19 protein-coding genes are annotated in these 16991 nt (G+C 70.6%); 12 read left to right on the top strand and 7 right to left on the bottom strand.

What is annotated here, in order from left to right; all coding sequences use genetic code 11:
• Positions 1-75: 75 nt before the first annotated feature.
• From G5B46_RS14210 to G5B46_RS14190, 5 genes are all read left to right on the top strand, one after another.
• Positions 76-606 (top strand): GcrA family cell cycle regulator, encoded by a 531-nt coding sequence (locus G5B46_RS14210; protein WP_101719656.1) that lies wholly within the window; start codon positions 76-78, stop codon positions 604-606.
• A 91-nt stretch (positions 607-697) separates the two neighbouring features.
• The gene (gene xseA / locus G5B46_RS14205) at positions 698-2230 is read left to right on the top strand and encodes an exodeoxyribonuclease VII large subunit (RefSeq protein WP_165259600.1); all 1533 of its coding nucleotides are present in this window, start codon (positions 698-700) and stop codon (positions 2228-2230) included.
• Positions 2231-2257: 27 nt separating this feature from the next.
• Positions 2258-2476: a DUF2093 domain-containing protein gene (locus G5B46_RS14200; RefSeq protein ID WP_058347630.1), complete on the top strand. Its 219-nt coding sequence runs from the start codon at positions 2258-2260 to the stop codon at positions 2474-2476.
• A 98-nt stretch (positions 2477-2574) separates the two neighbouring features.
• Positions 2575-3330, top strand: coding sequence for a M23 family metallopeptidase (locus G5B46_RS14195; protein ID WP_240903503.1), 756 nt, complete (start codon positions 2575-2577; stop codon positions 3328-3330).
• Positions 3331-3436: 106 nt separating this feature from the next.
• Positions 3437-3943 (top strand): response regulator, encoded by a 507-nt coding sequence (locus G5B46_RS14190; protein ID WP_165259598.1) that lies wholly within the window; start codon positions 3437-3439, stop codon positions 3941-3943.
• Between the two features lie 177 nt (positions 3944-4120).
• On the opposite strand, the gene G5B46_RS14185 is transcribed toward G5B46_RS14190, so the two are convergent.
• Positions 4121-5053: a lysophospholipid acyltransferase family protein gene (locus G5B46_RS14185; RefSeq protein WP_165259596.1), complete on the bottom strand. Its 933-nt coding sequence runs from the start codon at positions 5051-5053 to the stop codon at positions 4121-4123.
• Positions 5054-5216: 163 nt separating this feature from the next.
• Between G5B46_RS14185 and G5B46_RS14180 the strand changes: the two genes are divergently transcribed.
• Both G5B46_RS14180 and hisN read left to right on the top strand, forming a co-directional pair.
• Entirely contained in the window at positions 5217-5609 is a 393-nt protein-coding gene (locus G5B46_RS14180; protein ID WP_058347627.1) for a helix-turn-helix transcriptional regulator, read from the top strand.
• A gap of 53 nt (positions 5610-5662) precedes the next feature.
• A complete protein-coding gene (gene hisN, locus G5B46_RS14175; RefSeq protein WP_165259594.1) occupies positions 5663-6502 on the top strand; it encodes a histidinol-phosphatase in 840 nt (279 codons plus the stop codon).
• A 142-nt stretch (positions 6503-6644) separates the two neighbouring features.
• On the opposite strand, the gene G5B46_RS14170 is transcribed toward hisN, so the two are convergent.
• From G5B46_RS14170 to G5B46_RS14150, 5 genes are all read right to left on the bottom strand, one after another.
• A complete protein-coding gene (locus G5B46_RS14170; protein ID WP_165259592.1) occupies positions 6645-7589 on the bottom strand; it encodes an alpha/beta hydrolase in 945 nt (314 codons plus the stop codon).
• Between the two features lie 3 nt (positions 7590-7592).
• Positions 7593-7901, bottom strand: a complete 309-nt coding sequence (locus G5B46_RS14165) for an SCP2 sterol-binding domain-containing protein (protein ID WP_058347624.1) — start codon at positions 7899-7901, stop codon at positions 7593-7595.
• A 110-nt stretch (positions 7902-8011) separates the two neighbouring features.
• On the bottom strand, positions 8012-8680 hold the full coding sequence (locus tag G5B46_RS14160) for a DUF2987 domain-containing protein (protein WP_165259590.1): 669 nt from the start codon (positions 8678-8680) through the stop codon (positions 8012-8014).
• The gene (locus tag G5B46_RS14155; protein WP_165259587.1) at positions 8677-9573 is read right to left on the bottom strand and encodes a class I SAM-dependent methyltransferase; all 897 of its coding nucleotides are present in this window, start codon (positions 9571-9573) and stop codon (positions 8677-8679) included. Before G5B46_RS14155 ends, G5B46_RS14160 begins: the two co-directional genes overlap by 4 nt.
• A gap of 64 nt (positions 9574-9637) precedes the next feature.
• Positions 9638-10480 carry a class I SAM-dependent methyltransferase gene (locus G5B46_RS14150; RefSeq protein WP_165259585.1) on the bottom strand — a complete coding sequence of 281 codons (843 nt, stop codon included), beginning with the start codon at positions 10478-10480 and terminating at the stop codon, positions 9638-9640.
• A gap of 287 nt (positions 10481-10767) precedes the next feature.
• Between G5B46_RS14150 and G5B46_RS14145 the strand changes: the two genes are divergently transcribed.
• The 5 genes from G5B46_RS14145 to G5B46_RS14125 all read left to right on the top strand — a co-directional run bounded on the left by G5B46_RS14145 (position 10768) and on the right by G5B46_RS14125 (position 15586).
• Positions 10768-11226: an Hsp20 family protein gene (locus G5B46_RS14145; RefSeq protein ID WP_165259583.1), complete on the top strand. Its 459-nt coding sequence runs from the start codon at positions 10768-10770 to the stop codon at positions 11224-11226.
• A 173-nt stretch (positions 11227-11399) separates the two neighbouring features.
• A complete protein-coding gene (locus G5B46_RS14140) occupies positions 11400-12116 on the top strand; it encodes a response regulator transcription factor (RefSeq protein WP_165259581.1) in 717 nt (238 codons plus the stop codon).
• Complete coding sequence (locus G5B46_RS14135; RefSeq protein ID WP_346764927.1) at positions 12113-13705, top strand: HAMP domain-containing sensor histidine kinase; 1593 nt, start codon at positions 12113-12115, stop codon at positions 13703-13705. Before G5B46_RS14140 ends, G5B46_RS14135 begins: the two co-directional genes overlap by 4 nt.
• A 92-nt stretch (positions 13706-13797) precedes the next feature.
• Positions 13798-13998 carry a hypothetical protein gene (locus G5B46_RS14130; protein ID WP_165259579.1) on the top strand — a complete coding sequence of 67 codons (201 nt, stop codon included), beginning with the start codon at positions 13798-13800 and terminating at the stop codon, positions 13996-13998.
• 73 nt (positions 13999-14071) lie between these two features.
• Complete coding sequence (locus G5B46_RS14125; protein WP_165259577.1) at positions 14072-15586, top strand: hypothetical protein; 1515 nt, start codon at positions 14072-14074, stop codon at positions 15584-15586.
• 131 nt (positions 15587-15717) lie between these two features.
• Here G5B46_RS14125 and G5B46_RS14120 read toward each other — a convergent pair whose 3' ends face one another.
• Positions 15718-16977, bottom strand: a complete 1260-nt coding sequence (locus tag G5B46_RS14120) for a pentapeptide repeat-containing protein (protein ID WP_165259575.1) — start codon at positions 16975-16977, stop codon at positions 15718-15720.
• Between the last annotated feature and the right edge of the window lie 14 nt (positions 16978-16991).

The raw sequence follows: 16991 nt of genomic DNA, 5'->3' as shown, positions 1-16991 counted from the left end.
GTCTGTACACCAGATGTAGGGCGATGGCGAGGTGGGGTTTCTCGTCATGGCCCGGATTTTAGGCGGAGATGGGCCATGAGCTGGACTGACGAACGGGTCACCACCCTGAAAAAGCTTTGGCTGGACGGCCTGTCGGCCAGCCAGATCGCCAAACAACTGGGCGGGGTCACCCGCAACGCCGTGATCGGCAAGGTCCATCGCCTGGGCCTGTCGGGTCGCGCCGCGCCGTCGCAACCGGCCCGTCCGGCCTTCAAGGCCCCGCGCCCGGCCCGTCCGGCCGCCGCCTCGACGATCCCGGCCGCGCCGCGCCGCGTGGTCGCCGCCGAGCCGGTCGCCCCGGCTCCGGTTCCGGTCCAGGCCCAGCCCTCGATGCCGATCCTGCGCAACGAAGCCCCCGGCTCGGCCACCGTGCTGACCCTGGGCGCCCACATGTGCAAGTGGCCGATCGGCGACCCGTCGTCGGACAGCTTCACCTTCTGCGGCCGCCGCTCGTCGGAAGGCCCCTACTGCGTCGAGCACGCCCGGGTGGCCTACCAGCCGCAGCAGTCGACCAAGAAAAAGGGCGGCGCCACCGAGCTCGCCCGCTCGCTGCGCCGCTACATCTAGCGCCAGCAAGCCATAAGAAGAGAAGCGTCGTTCAGGCGCTCTCGCCATGCAGCCCTCCCCGTTCCGCGGGGAGGGCTTTATGTTGTCGCCAATGACCGACCTCGCCCCCGATTCCAACGCGCCCGCCTATTCCGTCTCGGAACTGGCCTTCGCGCTGAAGCGCACCCTGGAAGACCGCTACGGCTTCGTGCGGCTGCGCGGCGAGCTTTCCAAGGTCACCCACCACTCCAACGGCCACGTCTACCTGACCATCAAGGACGACAAGGCCGCCATCGACGGCGTCGTCTGGAAGGGCAATGTGCGCGGCCTGGGCGTTCGGCCCGAGCATGGGCTCGAGGTCATCGTCACCGGCAAGATCACCACCTATCCGGCCGGCTCGCGCTACCAGATCGTCATCGACAGCATGGAAGCCGCCGGCGTCGGCGCGCTGCTCGCCCAGCTGGAGCGGCTGAAGGCCAAGCTGGCCGGCGAGGGCCTGTTCGCGCCCGAACGCAAGCGGCCCCTGCCCTCGATGCCGGCCGTGGTCGGCGTCATCACCAGCCCCACGGGCGCGGTGATCCGCGACATCCTGCACCGCATCCGCGACCGCTGGCCCTGCCGCGTCATCGTCTGGCCGGTGGTGGTGCAGGGCGACGCGGCCGCCGCCCAGGTGGCCGGCGCCATCCGGGGCTTCAACGCGCTGCAACCCGGCGGCCCGGTTCCGCGCCCCGACATCCTGATCGTCGCCCGCGGCGGCGGCTCGGTCGAAGACCTCTGGGCCTTCAACGACGAAGCCCTGGCCCGCACCGTGGCCGACGGGACGATCCCGCTGATCTCGGCCGTCGGCCACGAGACCGACACCACCCTGATCGACTTCGTATCCGACCGCCGCGCGCCCACCCCGACGGCGGCGGCCGAGATGGCCACGCCGGTGCTGGCCGAACTGCGGGGCCTCGTCTCCGACTACGACCGCCGCCTGTCGCGTTGCGCCGGGCGCGTGGTCGAGGAGCGCCGCACGCGCCTGCAGGCGGCCGCCCGGGGGCTGCCGCGCCCCAACGACCTGCTGGCCCTGGCCCAGCAGCGGTTCGACATCGCCGCCGGCCGCCTCGACGCCGCCCTGGCCCGCAACACCTCGGTCCACGCCCAGGACCTGCTCAAGGTCACCGCCCGCCTGTCGCCCGAGGCCCTGGCCCGCCAGCGCCAGGCCAAGGCGGAGCGCCTGTCCGACCTGTCGCGCCGCCTGGATCTCGCCGCCCGCCGCGCGCCCGAGCGCGCCGCCCAGCACGCCCGCCTGCCGGCCTTGTGGGACCGCCTCAACGCCGTGGCCCGCCGCCGCCTCGACCGCGAGGCCGACCGCCTGGCGGGACTGGACAAGCTGCGCCAGTCGCTGAACCCGGAGCGGCCGCTGGAACTGGGCTTTGCCTTGGTGCGCAAGATGGACGGGACCCTGGCCCGATCGGCCTCGGATCTGTCCGCCGGCGAGCGCGTGAACCTGAAGTTCAAGCACGGCGAGCGCGACGCGGTGATCGACGGCGAAGGCGCCACGCCGCCGCCTCCCCCGCCCGCTCCGGTTTCAACGGCCGCCCCCAAGCCCCGCCCCAAGCCCGCCGCGCCGCCTTCGTCGTCGCAGGGCGACCTGTTCTAGACCCCGAGATTGGCGTAGAAGAGACCCATGAACGCTTACGATCGCGACCTCGGAAAATCCGGCCTGGCCGTCCTGCACTACGGCGACGGCGACTTCGCCGTGCTCCAGCCCGGCCAGTACGTCGTCTGCGCCGTCACCGGCGCGAAGATCCCGCTGGAGGCCCTGCGCTACTGGAGCCCCGAGCTGCAGGAAGCCTACGCCACGCCGAAGGAAGCGCTGAAGCGCTGGCAGGAGACCAAGGCCTGAATCCCTGGCGTCCGAATAGACGGGCGCTTCTCGCCGCCCTGACCTGCGGCGTCGCTCCCCTCGCCTTCCCCGCCGCCGCCGCGGCGCCGGGACTGGTGCTGAGCGGCCGTCTCCAGCAGGGCGGCTACGCCCTGGGACGGACCGCGCCGCGCGCCGAGGTGCTGGTCGACGGCGCTCTCGCCGCCCAGGCCTCGGCCGACGGCTGGTTCGTCGTCGGCTTCGACCGCGACGCCCCGCCCAACGCCGAGATCACCGTCCAGACGCCTGACGGCTCGGCCAGCCACCGCGTGGCGATCGCGCCGGGAACCTTCGACATCCAGCGCATCGACGGCCTGCCGCCGTCGCAGGTCTCACCCGAAGATCCCGTGCTGCTGGCCCGCATCGCCGCCGAGGGCGCGCGCAAGGCCGCAGGCTTTGCCAGCCGCGTAGACGGCGACTTCTTCCGCACCGGCTTCATCTGGCCGGTGAAGGCCACCCGCCGCTCGTCCAGCTTCGGCGGCCAGCGGATCCTCAACGGCGAGCCCAAGCGCCCGCACTATGGCGTCGACCTGGCCGCGCCGGTGGGAACGCCCGTGGTCGCCCCGGCCGCGGGGGTCGTGGCCTTCGCCGAGACCGGGCTGCACTTCGAGGGCGGCCTCGTGCTGATCGATCACGGCCAGGGCCTGATCAGCGCCTACCTGCACCTTTCCCGCATCGACGTGGCCGTCGGCCAGCGCCTGGCCCAGGGTCAGGTCATCGGCGCGGTCGGCAAGGAAGGCCGCGCGACGGGCCCGCACCTGTGCTGGCGCCTCAAGTGGCGCGACCGCAACCTCGACCCCAGCCTGTGGGTCGCTGACGCAGGAATGCGACAGTGACGAGATCAAACTTGACCATTTCGGGACACCGCCTATCGACAGGTCGTCGTGGTTATGGTTATCCCCAGCCCCGCTTTTGAAACTCGCGTATGAGGCGTAATCCCGCATGTCCGCGGTGCTCGACAAGCTCCGTTTCCTGCTGGTGGACGATAACCACCACATGCGGGCGATCGTCAGCACGATCCTGAAAGGGGTCGGCGTGCGCCATGTGCACGAGGCCATCGACGGCGCAGAAGGCCTGCAGATCCTGAAGGATCGCCAGATCGACATCGCTATCGTCGACTTCAAGATGTCGCCGCTGGACGGGGTGCAGTTCACCCAGCTGGTCCGCAATTCGCCCGACAGCACCGACCCGTTCCTGCCGATCATCATGCTTACCGGCTTCGCCGAGCGGCACAGGGTGTTCGAGGCGCGCGACGCCGGCGTCACCGAGATCGTCGTCAAGCCGGTCACGGCCCGCTCGCTGCTCGACCGCATCGACATGGTGATCTTCAAGCCGCGGCCGTTCATCCGCAGCGGCGACTATTTCGGCCCCTGCCGCCGCCGCCGCCAGGACCCGCACTACGGCGGCCCGTTCCGTCGCGCCACCGACAAGGGCGCGATCGAGCTTTAAGGCGCAAGTGGAAGCGACTGGACGCCCGCACCTTCCGTGCGTCCTTCGAGGCTCGCCTACGGCTCGCACCTCAGGAAGAGGATATCATTGCGCTGACTTCCTCATCCTGAGGCGCCCGCGCAGCGGGCCTCGAAGGACGCAGGAAAAGGGCCGCTCCCGTCGTTGCCCGTGCAGAGCCTACTCCGCCGCATCCCCCGCCAGCAGCGCCGCATAGACCTCGTTGGGCCAGCGGCGGTGGACCCAGAACCACTCTTCCGGGCGCTCGCGGATGCGGTCTTCCATGAAGGCGTTGATCATCCGCACGCCGGCCTCGATGTCGGCCGTGCGGTCGCCGGTGTCGGGCGGGACGATCGGATCGTGAACCACGGCGCGGAAATGCGCGCCCTTGGTGCGCTGCACCGACATCGGCTGCAGCACCGTGCCAAAGCGGATCGCCAGGCGCGTGGGGCCCGGCGCGGTGCGCGAGTCGTGGCCGAAGAACGGCGCGGCGACCCCGCCGTTGAACTTCTGGTCGTTCATCAGCGCCACCGACTCGCCGCGCTTCATGGCGTCCAGCAGCTCGCGCGCGCCGTCGCCGCCCTTGGGAGCGAACAGGCGCACCCCATAACGGAAGCGGCTCTTCTTGATGCGCTCGTCGATGTAGGGGTTGTTGGCCGCGCGGTAGGTCATCTGGCAGGTGACGCCGGAATCGACGATCGCCGCCGGCATCACTTCCCAGTTCGACAGGTGGCCCGAAACGAACACCACCGGCTCGCTGTCGCGGGCGATCTGGGCCAGGCGCTCGGCGTTGACCACCTCGACCCGGCCGGTCGAGGGGAGCAGCTTGTCCATCAGTGGGAACTCGCCGAACGTGCGCCCCAGGCCGTCCCACTGCTTGCGCAGCATGTCGGCGCGCCAGGCCGCGTCCTTTTCCGGGAACGCCAGGCGCAGGTTGCGGTCGGCCACCTTGTGGGCCCCGCTTAGCGGCCCGAACGTGCGCCCGAACCAGCCGCCCAGCGCCGAGGCCGCGTCCACGCCCAAGAGGCGGAACAGACCCATGAACAGGTCGTAGCCGAACGCCTCCAGGCGCCAGAGGAAGTCTTGGGTGGGGGAAACACGGTCGTTGGACATCGGCCCTTACTAGCTCGACTTGGCCGGCGGCGGAACTGTGGCGCCGGAACCTCCTGACCCCGTCGGGCGAGCGAGCTTCGCTTGGCGCGCGACTTGCGGCTGTCAGGGCAGACCGTTCCGTTTCGGGACGGGGGAAAGCCATCGGGGGTCAAGGGTCCACATCATGGGCAACGACATCGACACTCACCTGGGCAAGCGCCTTCGCCGCCGTCGCCGGCTGCTCGGCCTGACCCAGCAGCAACTGGCCGGCGCCGTCGGCGTGCGCTTCCAGCAGATCCAGAAGTACGAATGCGGCGCCAACCGCATCTCGGCCGCTCGCCTGTGGCAGCTGTCCGAGGCGCTGGAAGTGCCGGTCGGCTACTTCTACGACGGCCTGTCGGCCATCGCCCGCGACACCGCCCCGGCGGCCAGCAACGACTCCGAAGGCGGCGAGATGTTCGCCCGCAAGGAGACCATCGACCTGATCCGGGCCTACTACCTGCTGGGCGAGCGTCCGCGCCGCCGGCTGCTGGACCTGGCCAAGTCGCTGAACGGCGTCGAGCAGCTCGAAGCCTGAGCCTGCTTCAGTGGAGTAGCGTCCTGGGCCAAGGCGGGCTAAAGCCTGCCTCCATGACGCTCTCCGCCGATCGCCTCGCCGCCCTCGACGCCTTCATCGTCGAGCTCAACAGTGCTTCCGCAGGCGCCATCCTGCCGCTTTTCCGGTCCGACCACGGGCTGGAGGACAAGGCGGCCGGCAAGAACCTGCCGCGCGACACCCACGCGGCGTTCGATCCCGTCACCGAGGCCGACCGCGGCGCCGAAGCGGCCATCCGCAAGCTGATCTCCGAGCGCTTTCCCGAGCACGGCGTGATTGGCGAGGAATATGGCGAGGACCGCCCCGACGCCGAGTTCGTCTGGGTGCTGGATCCCGTCGACGGCACCCGCGCCTTCATCTCGGGCCTGCCGCTGTGGACCACCCTGATCGGCCTGCGCCACCAGGGGCGTCCCGTTCTGGGCTCGATCGGCCAGCCCTATATCGGCGAGCTCTATGTCGGCTCGGCCGCCCTCGGTTCGCGCCTGATCGCCCGCGGCGGTGAGAAAGCCCTGCACGTGCGTCCCTGCGCCGTGCTGACCGACGCCATCATCGCCACCACCGATCCCGAGGCCTGCTTCGACGGCGCCGAGCTGGGCGCCTGGCGCCAGGTGCGCGCCGCCGCCAAGCTGGCCCGCCTGGGCTGCGACGCCTACGCCTACGCCATGGTCGCGGCCGGCACGATGGACATGGTCATCGAGGCCGGCCTCAAGAGCTGGGACGTCGAGGCCGCCATCCCCCTGATCGAAGGCGCCGGCGGCGTCGTCACCGACTGGCGCGGCGCGCCGATCGGCCAGCACGGCGGCCAGATGGCCATCGCCGGCGACCAGCGCGTGCTGGACGAGGCCCTGGTGGCCCTGAAACGCTCGGCGAAATAAGGATCAAAGATCCTCCCCCTCTGGGGGAGGTGTCGCCAAAGGCGACGGAGGGGGGTGTAGCTGATGAGCCCGCCACCACCTCGATAGCTGAAAACGTCCCCCCTCCGGCCCTCCGGGCCACCTCCCCCTTCAGGGGGAGGATCTAGAGGGTCGCCACCGTCTCGTCGAACGCCGTCCAGAACCGCGCCCGGCGGTCGTCGGTCTCGATCAGGATCTCGTGGAAGGCGTCCTCGATCTCGATGTAGCGGCCCTTGGGGATGCGCGCGGCGATCGCCTTCTGAGCCGAGGTCAGGACGCGGGTGTCGACCCCCGCCCCGACGATGGTCACCGGGATGGCGATGGCCTCGACGCCCTTGCTGCGCGCCAGCCAGGCGCAGGCCTCGAATGCAAAGTCGGTCCAGCCCCAGGTGATGCCGCCGAGCGCGATGTCGGGGCAGGCGCGGATCTGGGCCTGGTGGCGGGCGTAGCGCGCCGCGTCGTGGGTCAGGGCGTCCTGCGGGAAGACGTGCTTGAAGGGATCGCCGACGTCGCCCAGCACATAGCCGCCGCGCAGCGGCGTGCGGGCCGCCAGCCAGGCCAGGGCGCGGGCCATGCCGGCCGGCTTGCCGCCGGTGTTCAGCCCCAGCATCGGGGCCGACAGCACGCAGGCCGAGAAACGGGTTTCGCCGTGGGCCAGGACCAGGCTGGTCAGGCAGCCGCCCATCGAGTGTCCCAGGGCGATCCAGGGCTTGGGCAGGCGCGTCTCGAAGGCCGCCAGAAGGGCCTGATAGTCGCCGACGAAGTCGTGAAAGCCGGCCGCGTGGCCCTTCAGACGATCGGGCAAGGCGCGGTGGGAAAGCCCCTGCCCTCGCCAGTCGTGCACCAGGACGACGAAGCCCCGGGCCAGAAGGTCGTCGACGACCTCGTAGTACTTCTCGATCGGTTCGCTGCGGCCGGGGCTGACCACCACCGAACCGCGCGGATCGCCCTGGGGCGAAAATAGAGCGGCGCGGAGGGTCGCCCCATCCGCGCCGGAAAACCATTCGGCCTTGCCGTGGTCGGGAACCGGCGCCTCGGGAATCGAGACCAGCGGCGCAGGTTCCCCCATGGCTTAGCGGAGCTTCGAGAACAGCGCCGCCATCTTGGACTGCAGCGCCATCGCCGCGCCCATGTCCGACAGCTTCAGCTTGCCGGTCATGACGGCCATGGTCGGGTCGAGCGAGCCGGCGCCGATGGCCAGGAAGTCTTCCTTCGACAGGGTCATGGTCAGGTCGGCCGGGCCGTCCTCGTTGGTGACCGAACCGCCGTCGATGAGGATGACGCCTTCGCCCTTCAGGTCGAACTTCAGGCTCTTGCCCAGGCCGCTGTCGTCGCCCACGGCGGTTTTGATCTTGTCGGTGATTTCCTGCAACGTGGCCATGAAACGCTGTCTCCCTCTTTTCTGCGCTTGAGCGTTCTGCGCGTGAAAACTTGGTGGGCACCCTGGCCGGAGCCGGGCCGCAAGTAAACACCGTTCAGACGCTCTCCACGCTATTTTTTGCTCTGGATGAAACCCACCCGCGAAGGCGTCGCCGACAGCCGGACACGGGCCGCGCCCTTGAAATCGGCCAGCCGCAGGATCGGCGTCTTGCCCGACAGCGGCAGGGCCTGCAACTTGCCGTCGGCCCCGACCACGACGCCGCCGGTCGCCCCGGGGAAGCCGAAGCCGGTCATCTTCGGGGCCAGCATGGCCATGGGGCCGGCGGCCTTGCCGATGACGCCGTTGGTCGAGTCGAGCACGGCCTTCAGTTCGGCCACCTCGTACTCGGCCGCTGGCTTCAGGACCGGCTCGATGATCAGGGTCGAGCCGAACTTGCCGTCGGCCGAGGCCTCGAACTCGATCTTGGCCCCGCCCTGCAGCTGGGCCAGCGTCGGCAGGCGCTCGAACCGCCCGTCGGCGCCGATCGGCATCGGCGTACGCACGCCGCTGGTCTCGATCAGGGTCGCCTTCAGGCCGGCGGCGGGCTTGCCGTCGCGGGTCAGGGCGTAGGCCACCCGGGTACGCGCCCGCTCTTGGGCCGGCACCTTCAGGAAATTTTCCAGATAGGCGAACACCTTGTCGGCCGGCGCGGTCTTGTTGCCCTGCGCCAGCGCCGCCGAACCGGCGACCAGCGCCAGGGCCGCGGCGACCAGCGCGCGCCGTGCGATGCGGCCGCTCACTTCGGCTTCACGAACTTGAGGGTCATGCGGTCGCTCTCCCCTATGGCGTCGTACTTGGCGTGGTCGAAATCGGGCTCGGCCGGGTCGCCGCGCGGCGCCGACAGGCGGGTCGGCGGCAGGGTCCAGACGCCGAACGGATGGTCCTTGGTGTCCTTGGGATTGGCGTTGATCTCGCTGGCGCCGGCCAGGACGAAGCCGGCCTCCTTGGCCAACTGCTCGACATAGGCCTGCTGGACATAGCCGTCGGCGGCCAGCACGTCCTGCACCCGTCCGGGCTCGCCGCGATGCTCCTCGACGCCGAGGATGCCGCCGGGCTTCAGCGCCGCCAGGGCGTCCTTGAAGGCCTTCTCGGCGATGCCGCCGGCCATCCAGTTGTGCAGGTTGCGCAGGAACAGCACCCGGTCGACGCTGCCTGCCGGGGCCACCGGACCGCTGTTGCGGCCGAAGGTGGTGATGTCGACCTTGCCGTAGAGCCTGGGCTTGGCCTCCAGCTTGCGGCGATAGGCGGCGACGATCTCGGCGGCGGCCGGGTCGGCGGGATCGGCCTCCAGCACCGCCTCGTAGAGCTTGCCGCCGGTCGAGGCCAGGAACGGCGCCAGGATCTCGGTGTACCAGCCCGCGCCGGGCCAGAACTCGACCACCGTCTGGCCGGGCCGGATCTCCCAGAACTCCAGGCTCTGCACCGGATGGCGCCAGGCGTCGCGGGCCTTGTCGGCGCTGGAGCGCCAGTCGCCGGCCACCGCTCCCTGCAGGGTGGCGGCGCCGCCCTTGGCGGGCTTGGGCGGCTCGGCCTTGGCGGTCGGTTCGTCCTTCTTGCGGCCGCAACCGACCAGGCCGGCCGCACCGGCGGCGACGAGCAGGCCGCGACGCGACCAGGAAGAGACTGGGTCCATCGATCCCCCGTTACGCATGGATCCCAGCCTTAGACCGCGACCTTGGCCAAATGGCGACGCCCGATCACGCCGGCTTCTTGAAGCGCAGGGTCATGCGGTCGCTCTCGCCGATGGCGTCGTACTTGGCGCGGTCGAAGTTCGGATCGGCCGGCTGGCCCGACGGCGCCGACTGGCGGGTGGGCGGCAGAGTCCAGACGCCGAAGGGGTGGTCCTTGGTGTCCTTGGGGTTGGCGTTGACCTCGGACTTGGCGTCGAGCTTGAAGCCGGCCTTCTCGGCGATGGCGACGACGGTCGAGGTGGCCATGTAGCCGCCCGCGCCGGGGCTCTTCTCGTCGGCCGGCTCGGCGCGGTGCTCCTCGATGGCCAGCACGCCGCCCGGCTTCAGCACGGCGAAGAAGTCGGCGAAGATCTTGTCGACCTCGCCCGGACGGCCGGTCCAGTTGTGGACGTTGCGGGCGGTCAGCACCAAGTCGGCCGAGCCCGGCGCGCCCAGCGGCGCGGCCACGGGGCCGAAGTCGACGAACTTGACCTTGCCGTACTTGGCCTCGTCGGCGAAGCGGGCCTCGAAGGCCGCGCGACCCTTGCGGGCGCCTTCCGAAAGCTTGGGATTGGCCAGGTCGGCGACGCCGGCGACGTAGGTCCCCTTCGTGGCCTTGGCGTAGGGCGCGAGGATCTCGGTCCAATAGCCGCCGCCGGGCGAGACCTCGATCACGGTCTGGCCGGGCTTGAGCCCCCAGAACGCCAGGCTCTCGTACGGGTGGCGGGCGCCGTCGCGGGCGACGCTGGCGGGCGTGCGGTCGGGCGAGGCGACGGCGGCCTTGAGGGCGGCGTCAGCGGCCAGGGCGCTGGTGGCTGGAACGAGGGCCGCGGCGGCGGCCAGGATCAGCAGGTGGCGGCGGGCGGGCATGGTCTGTCTCCGTCGTCGTCGAGGTGACGGACCTTAACCTTGGGTGGCGCTCGATCAAGCGATTCCGGCCCTCCCCGCCGGGGACCTGTACGACCTGCCCGGGCCATGCCCCAGCGACGACTACATTCAAAAACGCCGCACCCCTTGAAGTCGAAAAACGACCTCCCAACTATTCAACCGAAGGCGCTGGACAGCCGGGCCTTCCGGATCGCAGACGAGGCCGATGACGGGTCGTCGAAGGTTCGAATACTGACTGCAACCTTGCTTGAGAAGAAGGTTCTACACTTATGCGTACGATCGACCTTTCGCCCCTGTACCGCTCGCTCGTCGGCTTCGACCGCCTGGCCGCGCAACTCGACGCCGCCGCCAAGACCGAAGCCGCCTCCGGCTATCCGCCCTACAACATCGAGCGCACCGACGAGAATTCCTACCGCATCGAGATCGCCGTCGCCGGCTTCAAGCCGGAAGAACTGTCGATCGAGGCCAAGGAAGGCCTGCTGACCGTCTCGGGCCGCAAGGCGGCCAACGACGAGACCAAGCGCTACCTGCATCGCGGTCTCGCCGAGCGCAATTTCGACCGCCGCTTCCAGCTGGCCGACTACGTGGTGGTGACCGACGCGGCCCTGGCCGACGGCCTGCTGACCATCGCGCTCAAGCGCGAACTGCCGGAAGCCCTCAAGCCCCGCAGCATCCCGATCAGCACCGGCGCCGACACCGCCGTGATCGAAGGCGAAAAGGCCGCCTAAGGGCGACCGCTTTCTCTGTCTCTGAATTCCCCCTCCGACTTTCGGGCGGCGCGATCTCGCGCCGCCCTTTTTTACGTCTGCACCGGATCTGCACGGCCCTGGCCGCAGATCCTGCACGCCCCGCGCCTATGCCCGCCGTTGACCCCGGACGTCGCAAGCGGAACATCTGCGCCATGACTCAGCCGATCCTGATCGTCGACGACGAGCCGCACATCCGCGAACTGCTGGCTTTCGCCCTGGGCAAGGCCGGCTACGCCACGGTCGAGGCCGCCGACGGCGAGGCGGCGCTGGAGGCGATCGCGGCTCACCGGCCGGCCCTGGTGGTGCTCGACATCAACATGCCGCGCCTCAACGGCCTGGACGTCTGCCGCCGCATCCGCGCCGAGGGCCAGCTGCCGGTGCTGCTGCTGTCGTCGCGCGACGACGAGATCGACCGGGTGTTGGGCATCGAACTGGGCGCCGACGACTACGTGGTCAAGCCGTTCAGCCCGCGCGAGGTGACGGCCCGGGTCAGCGCCATCCTGCGCCGCGCCAGCGCCGCGGCCCCGGCGCCGGCGGCCGAAGAAGCCAAGCTGGTCAGCCATGGCCGCCTCAGCCTGGAGGCCGACGCCTGGCGGGCGGCCTGGGGCGAGACCGAGACGTCCCTGACCGTCACCGAGTTCGGCATCCTGTGGACCCTGGCCAGCGCCCCGCGCCGCGTCTTCACCCGCGACGCCATCATCGACAAGCTGCGCGGCCCCGGCTTCGCCCTCACCGACCGCACCATCGACAGCCACGTGCGCAACCTGCGCGCCAAGTTCGCCAGGCTGGGCGGAACCGACGTGGTCGAGACCCGTCCCGGGGTCGGCTATCGCCTGGGCGCCTGCCAGGGCCAGGACGCCCAGGCGTGATCGCCGCGCTGTCGGCCTTCAAGGACGCGATCAAGCGCCGCTGGCCGGCGCTGCGCCTGCGCTCGATCCTGCTGGCGGTGCTGATGTTCGCCGCCGCCATGCCGGCGCTGGGCGGGATCTTCCTGCGCAGCTACGAAAACACCCTGGTGCGCCAGACCGAGGCCGAGCTGAACGCCCAGGGCGCGGCCCTGGCGGCCGCGGCGGCGGCCCTGTGGCCCGGCGCGCCGCCCGCCTCCGCCCTGCCCGAACCGGATCCGGAAGACCCCGCCTACTATCGCCCCGAAAAGCCCAGCATCGATCTGTCGGCCGCGGTGATCCTGCCCGAACGTCCTACGCCCGCCCCGGCCGCCGGGACGCCGGATCCCGACGCCGTCGCGGCCGCCGCCCGACTGGACCGCATCTTCGCCGACACCACCCGCAGCACCCTGGCCGCCGTCGTGCTGACCGACGCCCATGGCCGCGTGGTGCGGGGCCTGGGCGCCGGCGGCGACCTGTCGACCCTGCCCGAGGTGCGCCACGCCCTGTCGGGACGGTCCGAGACCGTGCTTCGCCGGATCGGCCAGTACCGTCCGCGCTACATCTGGGAATGGCTGAGCCGAGCCTCGGCCGTGCGCCTGCACCACGTCCGCCCGGTGGTGGTCGACGGCAGGACGGTGGGCGTGCTGCTGCTGTCGCGCTCGCCGCGCGGCCTGTTCAAGGGCCTGCACGAGGACCGCGGCAAGCTGCTGCTGGGCGCCGGCGTCATCCTGCTGGTGCTGTTCAGCCTGGCGGGCCTGGTGTCGCGCGGGGTCACCCGGCCGATCGAGCAGCTCAGCGCCGCCACCCGCGCCATGGCCACCGGCCAGGGCGATGCGCCCGAAACGCCCCGCACCGCGGCCGTCGAGATCCAGGCGCTGTACGACGACTTCCGGGCCATGGCCGGGGCGATCGACAAGCGCTCGCGCTATCTGCGCGACTTCGCCGCCGCCCTCAGCCACGAGTTCAAGACCCCGCTGGCCGGGGTGCGCGGGGCCATCGAGCTCCTGCAGGACCACTACCCCACCATGAGCCAGGCCGAGCGCGAACGCTTCCTGGCCAACATCGCCGCCGACAACGCCCGCCTGTCGGCCCTGGTCGGACGGCTGCTGGAACTGGCCCGGGCCGACATGGCGACCCCCGAGGCAGGGGTCGCGGCCGCTTCCGCGGCGGCGGCGAAGTCCGTGGCGGCCGCCCTGTCGACGCCCGCCTTCGCGGTGACGGCTGATCTTTCCGGCGACCTGCCGCCGGTCGCCGCCCCGCTGGCGATGATCGAGACGGTGCTGACCGTTCTGGTCGAGAACAGCCGCCAGGCCGGCGCCGGCAAGGTCGCGATCAGCGGCCACGACCGCGGGCAGGCCGTCGTGCTGGTGGTCGCCGATGACGGCCCTGGCGTGGCCTCTGCCGACGCCGCGCGGCTGTTCGAGCCGTTCTTCACCACCCGCCGGGCCGAGGGCGGAACCGGTCTTGGCCTGTCGATCGCCCGCTCCCTGGCCCGCGCCCACGGCGGCGAGGTGGCCTATGTCGCCGGGGCCGACGGCGCGCGCTTCACCCTGTCGCTGCCGCCGGCCTGACCGTCTGCACGAAATCTCCACATGCGGTCCATCAGGGCGCCGCACGCCGTCCGTAGGGTGCCGCTGACGCCTCTTCGGCCAGGAGATTTGCCATGCTGACCGCCGCCCCGCCCGCCTCCGACTGCCAGGTCGAACTCGACGTCGCCGCCGGCCGCTGCACCTGGAGCGTCACCCGCCCCGACGGCATGCGGCTGTCGGGCGAGGCCGCCGATCCCGCCTTCGCCCGCAGCCAGAGCCACCTGGCGGCCGTGATGCTCGACGCCTTCGCCTCGCTGAAGCGGCGGCGCTTCTAGCTGCGCCTCGTCTTCGCCCCAAGGCGGGTGTAAGCGAAGCCATCGCTTCATCCGCAAGGGCCACACTTCCTCCATGCGCGCGCTTCTCTCTCTCGCCCTGACGCTCGGCGTCTCGGCCGCCGCCCTCTCCGCTCCCCTCGCCGCCCAGGCCGCGCCGCCGGAGAACTACGCGACGATCCGCATGAAGACCGACACCGCCTTCCTCAGCCCCGAGGAGCGCAAGGTGGTGAACCTGCTGATCCAGGCCGCCGACCAGATGACGGCCATCTACGCCAAGCAGATGGTCGCCCAGGGCGGCCCCGACGGCCCCGGCCACGGCTTCTATCCCGCCGGCCTGACCAAGGCGCAGCTGGAGGCCTATCTGGCGGCCCATCCCGACCAGAAGGCAGCGCTGATGGACACCTACACGGTGGTCCGCCGCGAGGGCGACAAGCTGGTCGCCGTGCCCTACTCGGTCGCCTACAAGCCCGAGCTGACCAAGGCCGCCGGCCTGCTCGACGAGGCCGCCAGCATCACCACCAACGCCAGCCTCAAGACCTTCCTGACGCTGCGCGCCCAGTCCTTCCGCAGCAACGACTACTTCCAGTCGGAAATGGCGTGGATGGACCTGGAGGGCACCCCCATTGAGGTGGCGATCGGCCCGTACGAGACCTACACCGACGAGCTGATGGGCCAGAAGGCCGCCTTCGAGGCCTTCGTCACCCTGAAGAACCCGACCGAAAGCAGCGCCCTGGACAAGTACAAGGCCTACCTTCGCGACATGGAGGCCAACCTGCCGGTGGCCGACGCCTACAAGAACTTCAAGCGCGGCGGGGCCTCGCCCATCGCCGTGGCCGAGCAGATCCGCGGCGGCGGCGACAATCTGCACGGCCCCCAGACCGTGGCCTTCAACCTGCCCAACGACGAGCGCGTGCGCGAGGCCAAGGGCGCCAAGAAGGTGATCCTGTCCAACGTGCTGGCGGCCAAGTACGAGGGCATCCTCAAGCCGATCGCCAGCCGCGTGCTGGTCGCCGACCAGGCCGCCCTGGTCAGCCAGAAGTACATGACGCTGGAGACCCTGTTCCACGAGCTGTCGCACAGCCTGGGCCCGGGCTCGATCGTCGTCGACGGCCGCGCCACCACCGTCTCGGCCGAGCTGAAGGACATCGGCGGCACCGCCGAGGAGGCCAAGGCCGACGTCATGGGCGCCTGGAACATCCTGTTCATGATGGACAAGGGCGAGATCCCCACGGCCGAGCGCCCGCAGCTGTTCGCCACCTATCTGGCCGGCATCTTCCGCGCCGCCCGCTGGGGCGACGAAGAGGCCCACGGCCGCGGCGCGGCCCTGCAGTACGGCTACCTCAAGGCCAAGGGTGCCTTCGTCTACGACCCGGCGCTCAAGCGCTTCCGTGTCGACAACGCCAAGATGGAGGCCGGCATGCGCGACCTGGTGGCCGACATCGTCAAGCTGCAGGGCGACGGCGACTATGCCGGCATGGTCGCCTTCTTCGACCGCTACGCCCACCTGGACGACGACGCCCGCGGCGTGATCGCCACGCTCAAGGACATCCCCGTCGACATCGCGCCGGTCTATCCGGACAAGGTGTGAGGACAAGACGCTCCCCCTGAAGGGGGAGCTGTCGCGGAGCGACTGAGGGGGAAGTGATGGCGGCGCATCAGCAGCCGCTTCCCCCTCCGGCCCTCTGGGCCACCTCCCCCTTCAGGGGGAGGGTTTTGGGGTTACGCCCCGAACTCCAGCCCCTGGGCCTGGCCGACGTCGCAGTCGCGGAAACTGGCCTTGGCGATACGGGCGCCGGTGAAGTCGGCGCCGCGCAGGTCGGCGCCGTCGAGGACGGCCTCGGAAAGGTCGGCGGTCTGCAGCATGGCGTAGCGCAGGCGCGCGGCGGCCAGGCTGCCGACGGTCTTGCGCTCGGGCCCCAGCGGCAGGGGCGACAGGAAGGCCTGGCGCAGGTCGGCCTTGGTCAGGTTGGCGCCGGTCAGCTTGGCCCCTCGCAGGTCCGCGCCGCGCAGGTTGGCCGCGCGCAGGTCGGCGTTCTGCAGGTTGGCGCCCTGCAGCTGGGCGCCGGACAGGTCCATGCCGACGAAGCAGGCGCCCCGGGCGCTCATGGCCGTCAGGCGCAGACCCTTGAGGCGATCGCCGATCGGGCGCAGGTCCTCGCCGTCGAGACGGGCCGCCGCGCCCTCCTTGCCGCCGGTCTGGCACCATTGCTGGTTGGCCAGGCAGCGGGCGTAGAGCTCGCGGGCCTTGTTCACCGCCTCGGGCGTCGAGGTCGTCAGGGCGCCGGTCATGTGCGCGCCGCTCACCCGCGCCGTCGAGGTGTCGACCCCCGACATCACCGCGCCCTGCAGGTTGGCCCCCTCCAGGTTGGCGCCCTTGACGTCGGCGTTGTCGAGGATGGCCCCGACCAGATTGGCTTCCTTGAGGTTAGCGCCCGACAGCTTGGCGCCGCGCAAGGAGCAGTCGGAGAAGTCGGCCTTGAACGCCGAGACGCCGGTGAACTGCGAGCCGTCCAGGGTGGCGCCCGAGAAGTTGACCTCGTCGACCTCGCCGTTGCGGACCTCGTGCTTGACGGTGTCCAGGCCCTTGCGGGGGTGTGGGATGGCGATCTGGCCCTCACGGAAGTCGGCCTGGGTCAGGTCGGCCTGCGAAAGGTTGGCGCCGCGCAGGCAGGCTCCGCGCAGGTCGGCGCGCTGAAGGCTGGCCTGGCGCAGGTCGGCCTTGCGCAGGTCGCAGCCGAACAGGCTGGCGCGGTCCAGCTTGGCGCGCACCATCCGGCAGCCGTCGAGGATCGAGGCGGAAAGATCGGCGTCGGTCAGGTTGCGGAACGACAGGTCCAGCCCCGACAGGTTCATGAACCGCAGCGAGGCTCGCTTGCCGCCCTGCTTGCCGGTCACGAACTTCTCGTGGGCCGTGACGATCATGTCGAGTTCGGCCTGACTGAGCTTGCGGCGGCCCGCGAGGCTCTGTGCGGCGTTCATTGCGGGACCCCCTC

The organism is Caulobacter sp. 602-2 (assembly GCF_011043625.1).
GTDB lineage: Bacteria > Pseudomonadota > Alphaproteobacteria > Caulobacterales > Caulobacteraceae > Caulobacter.
This window is presented reverse-complemented; position numbering and strand designations above follow the sequence as displayed.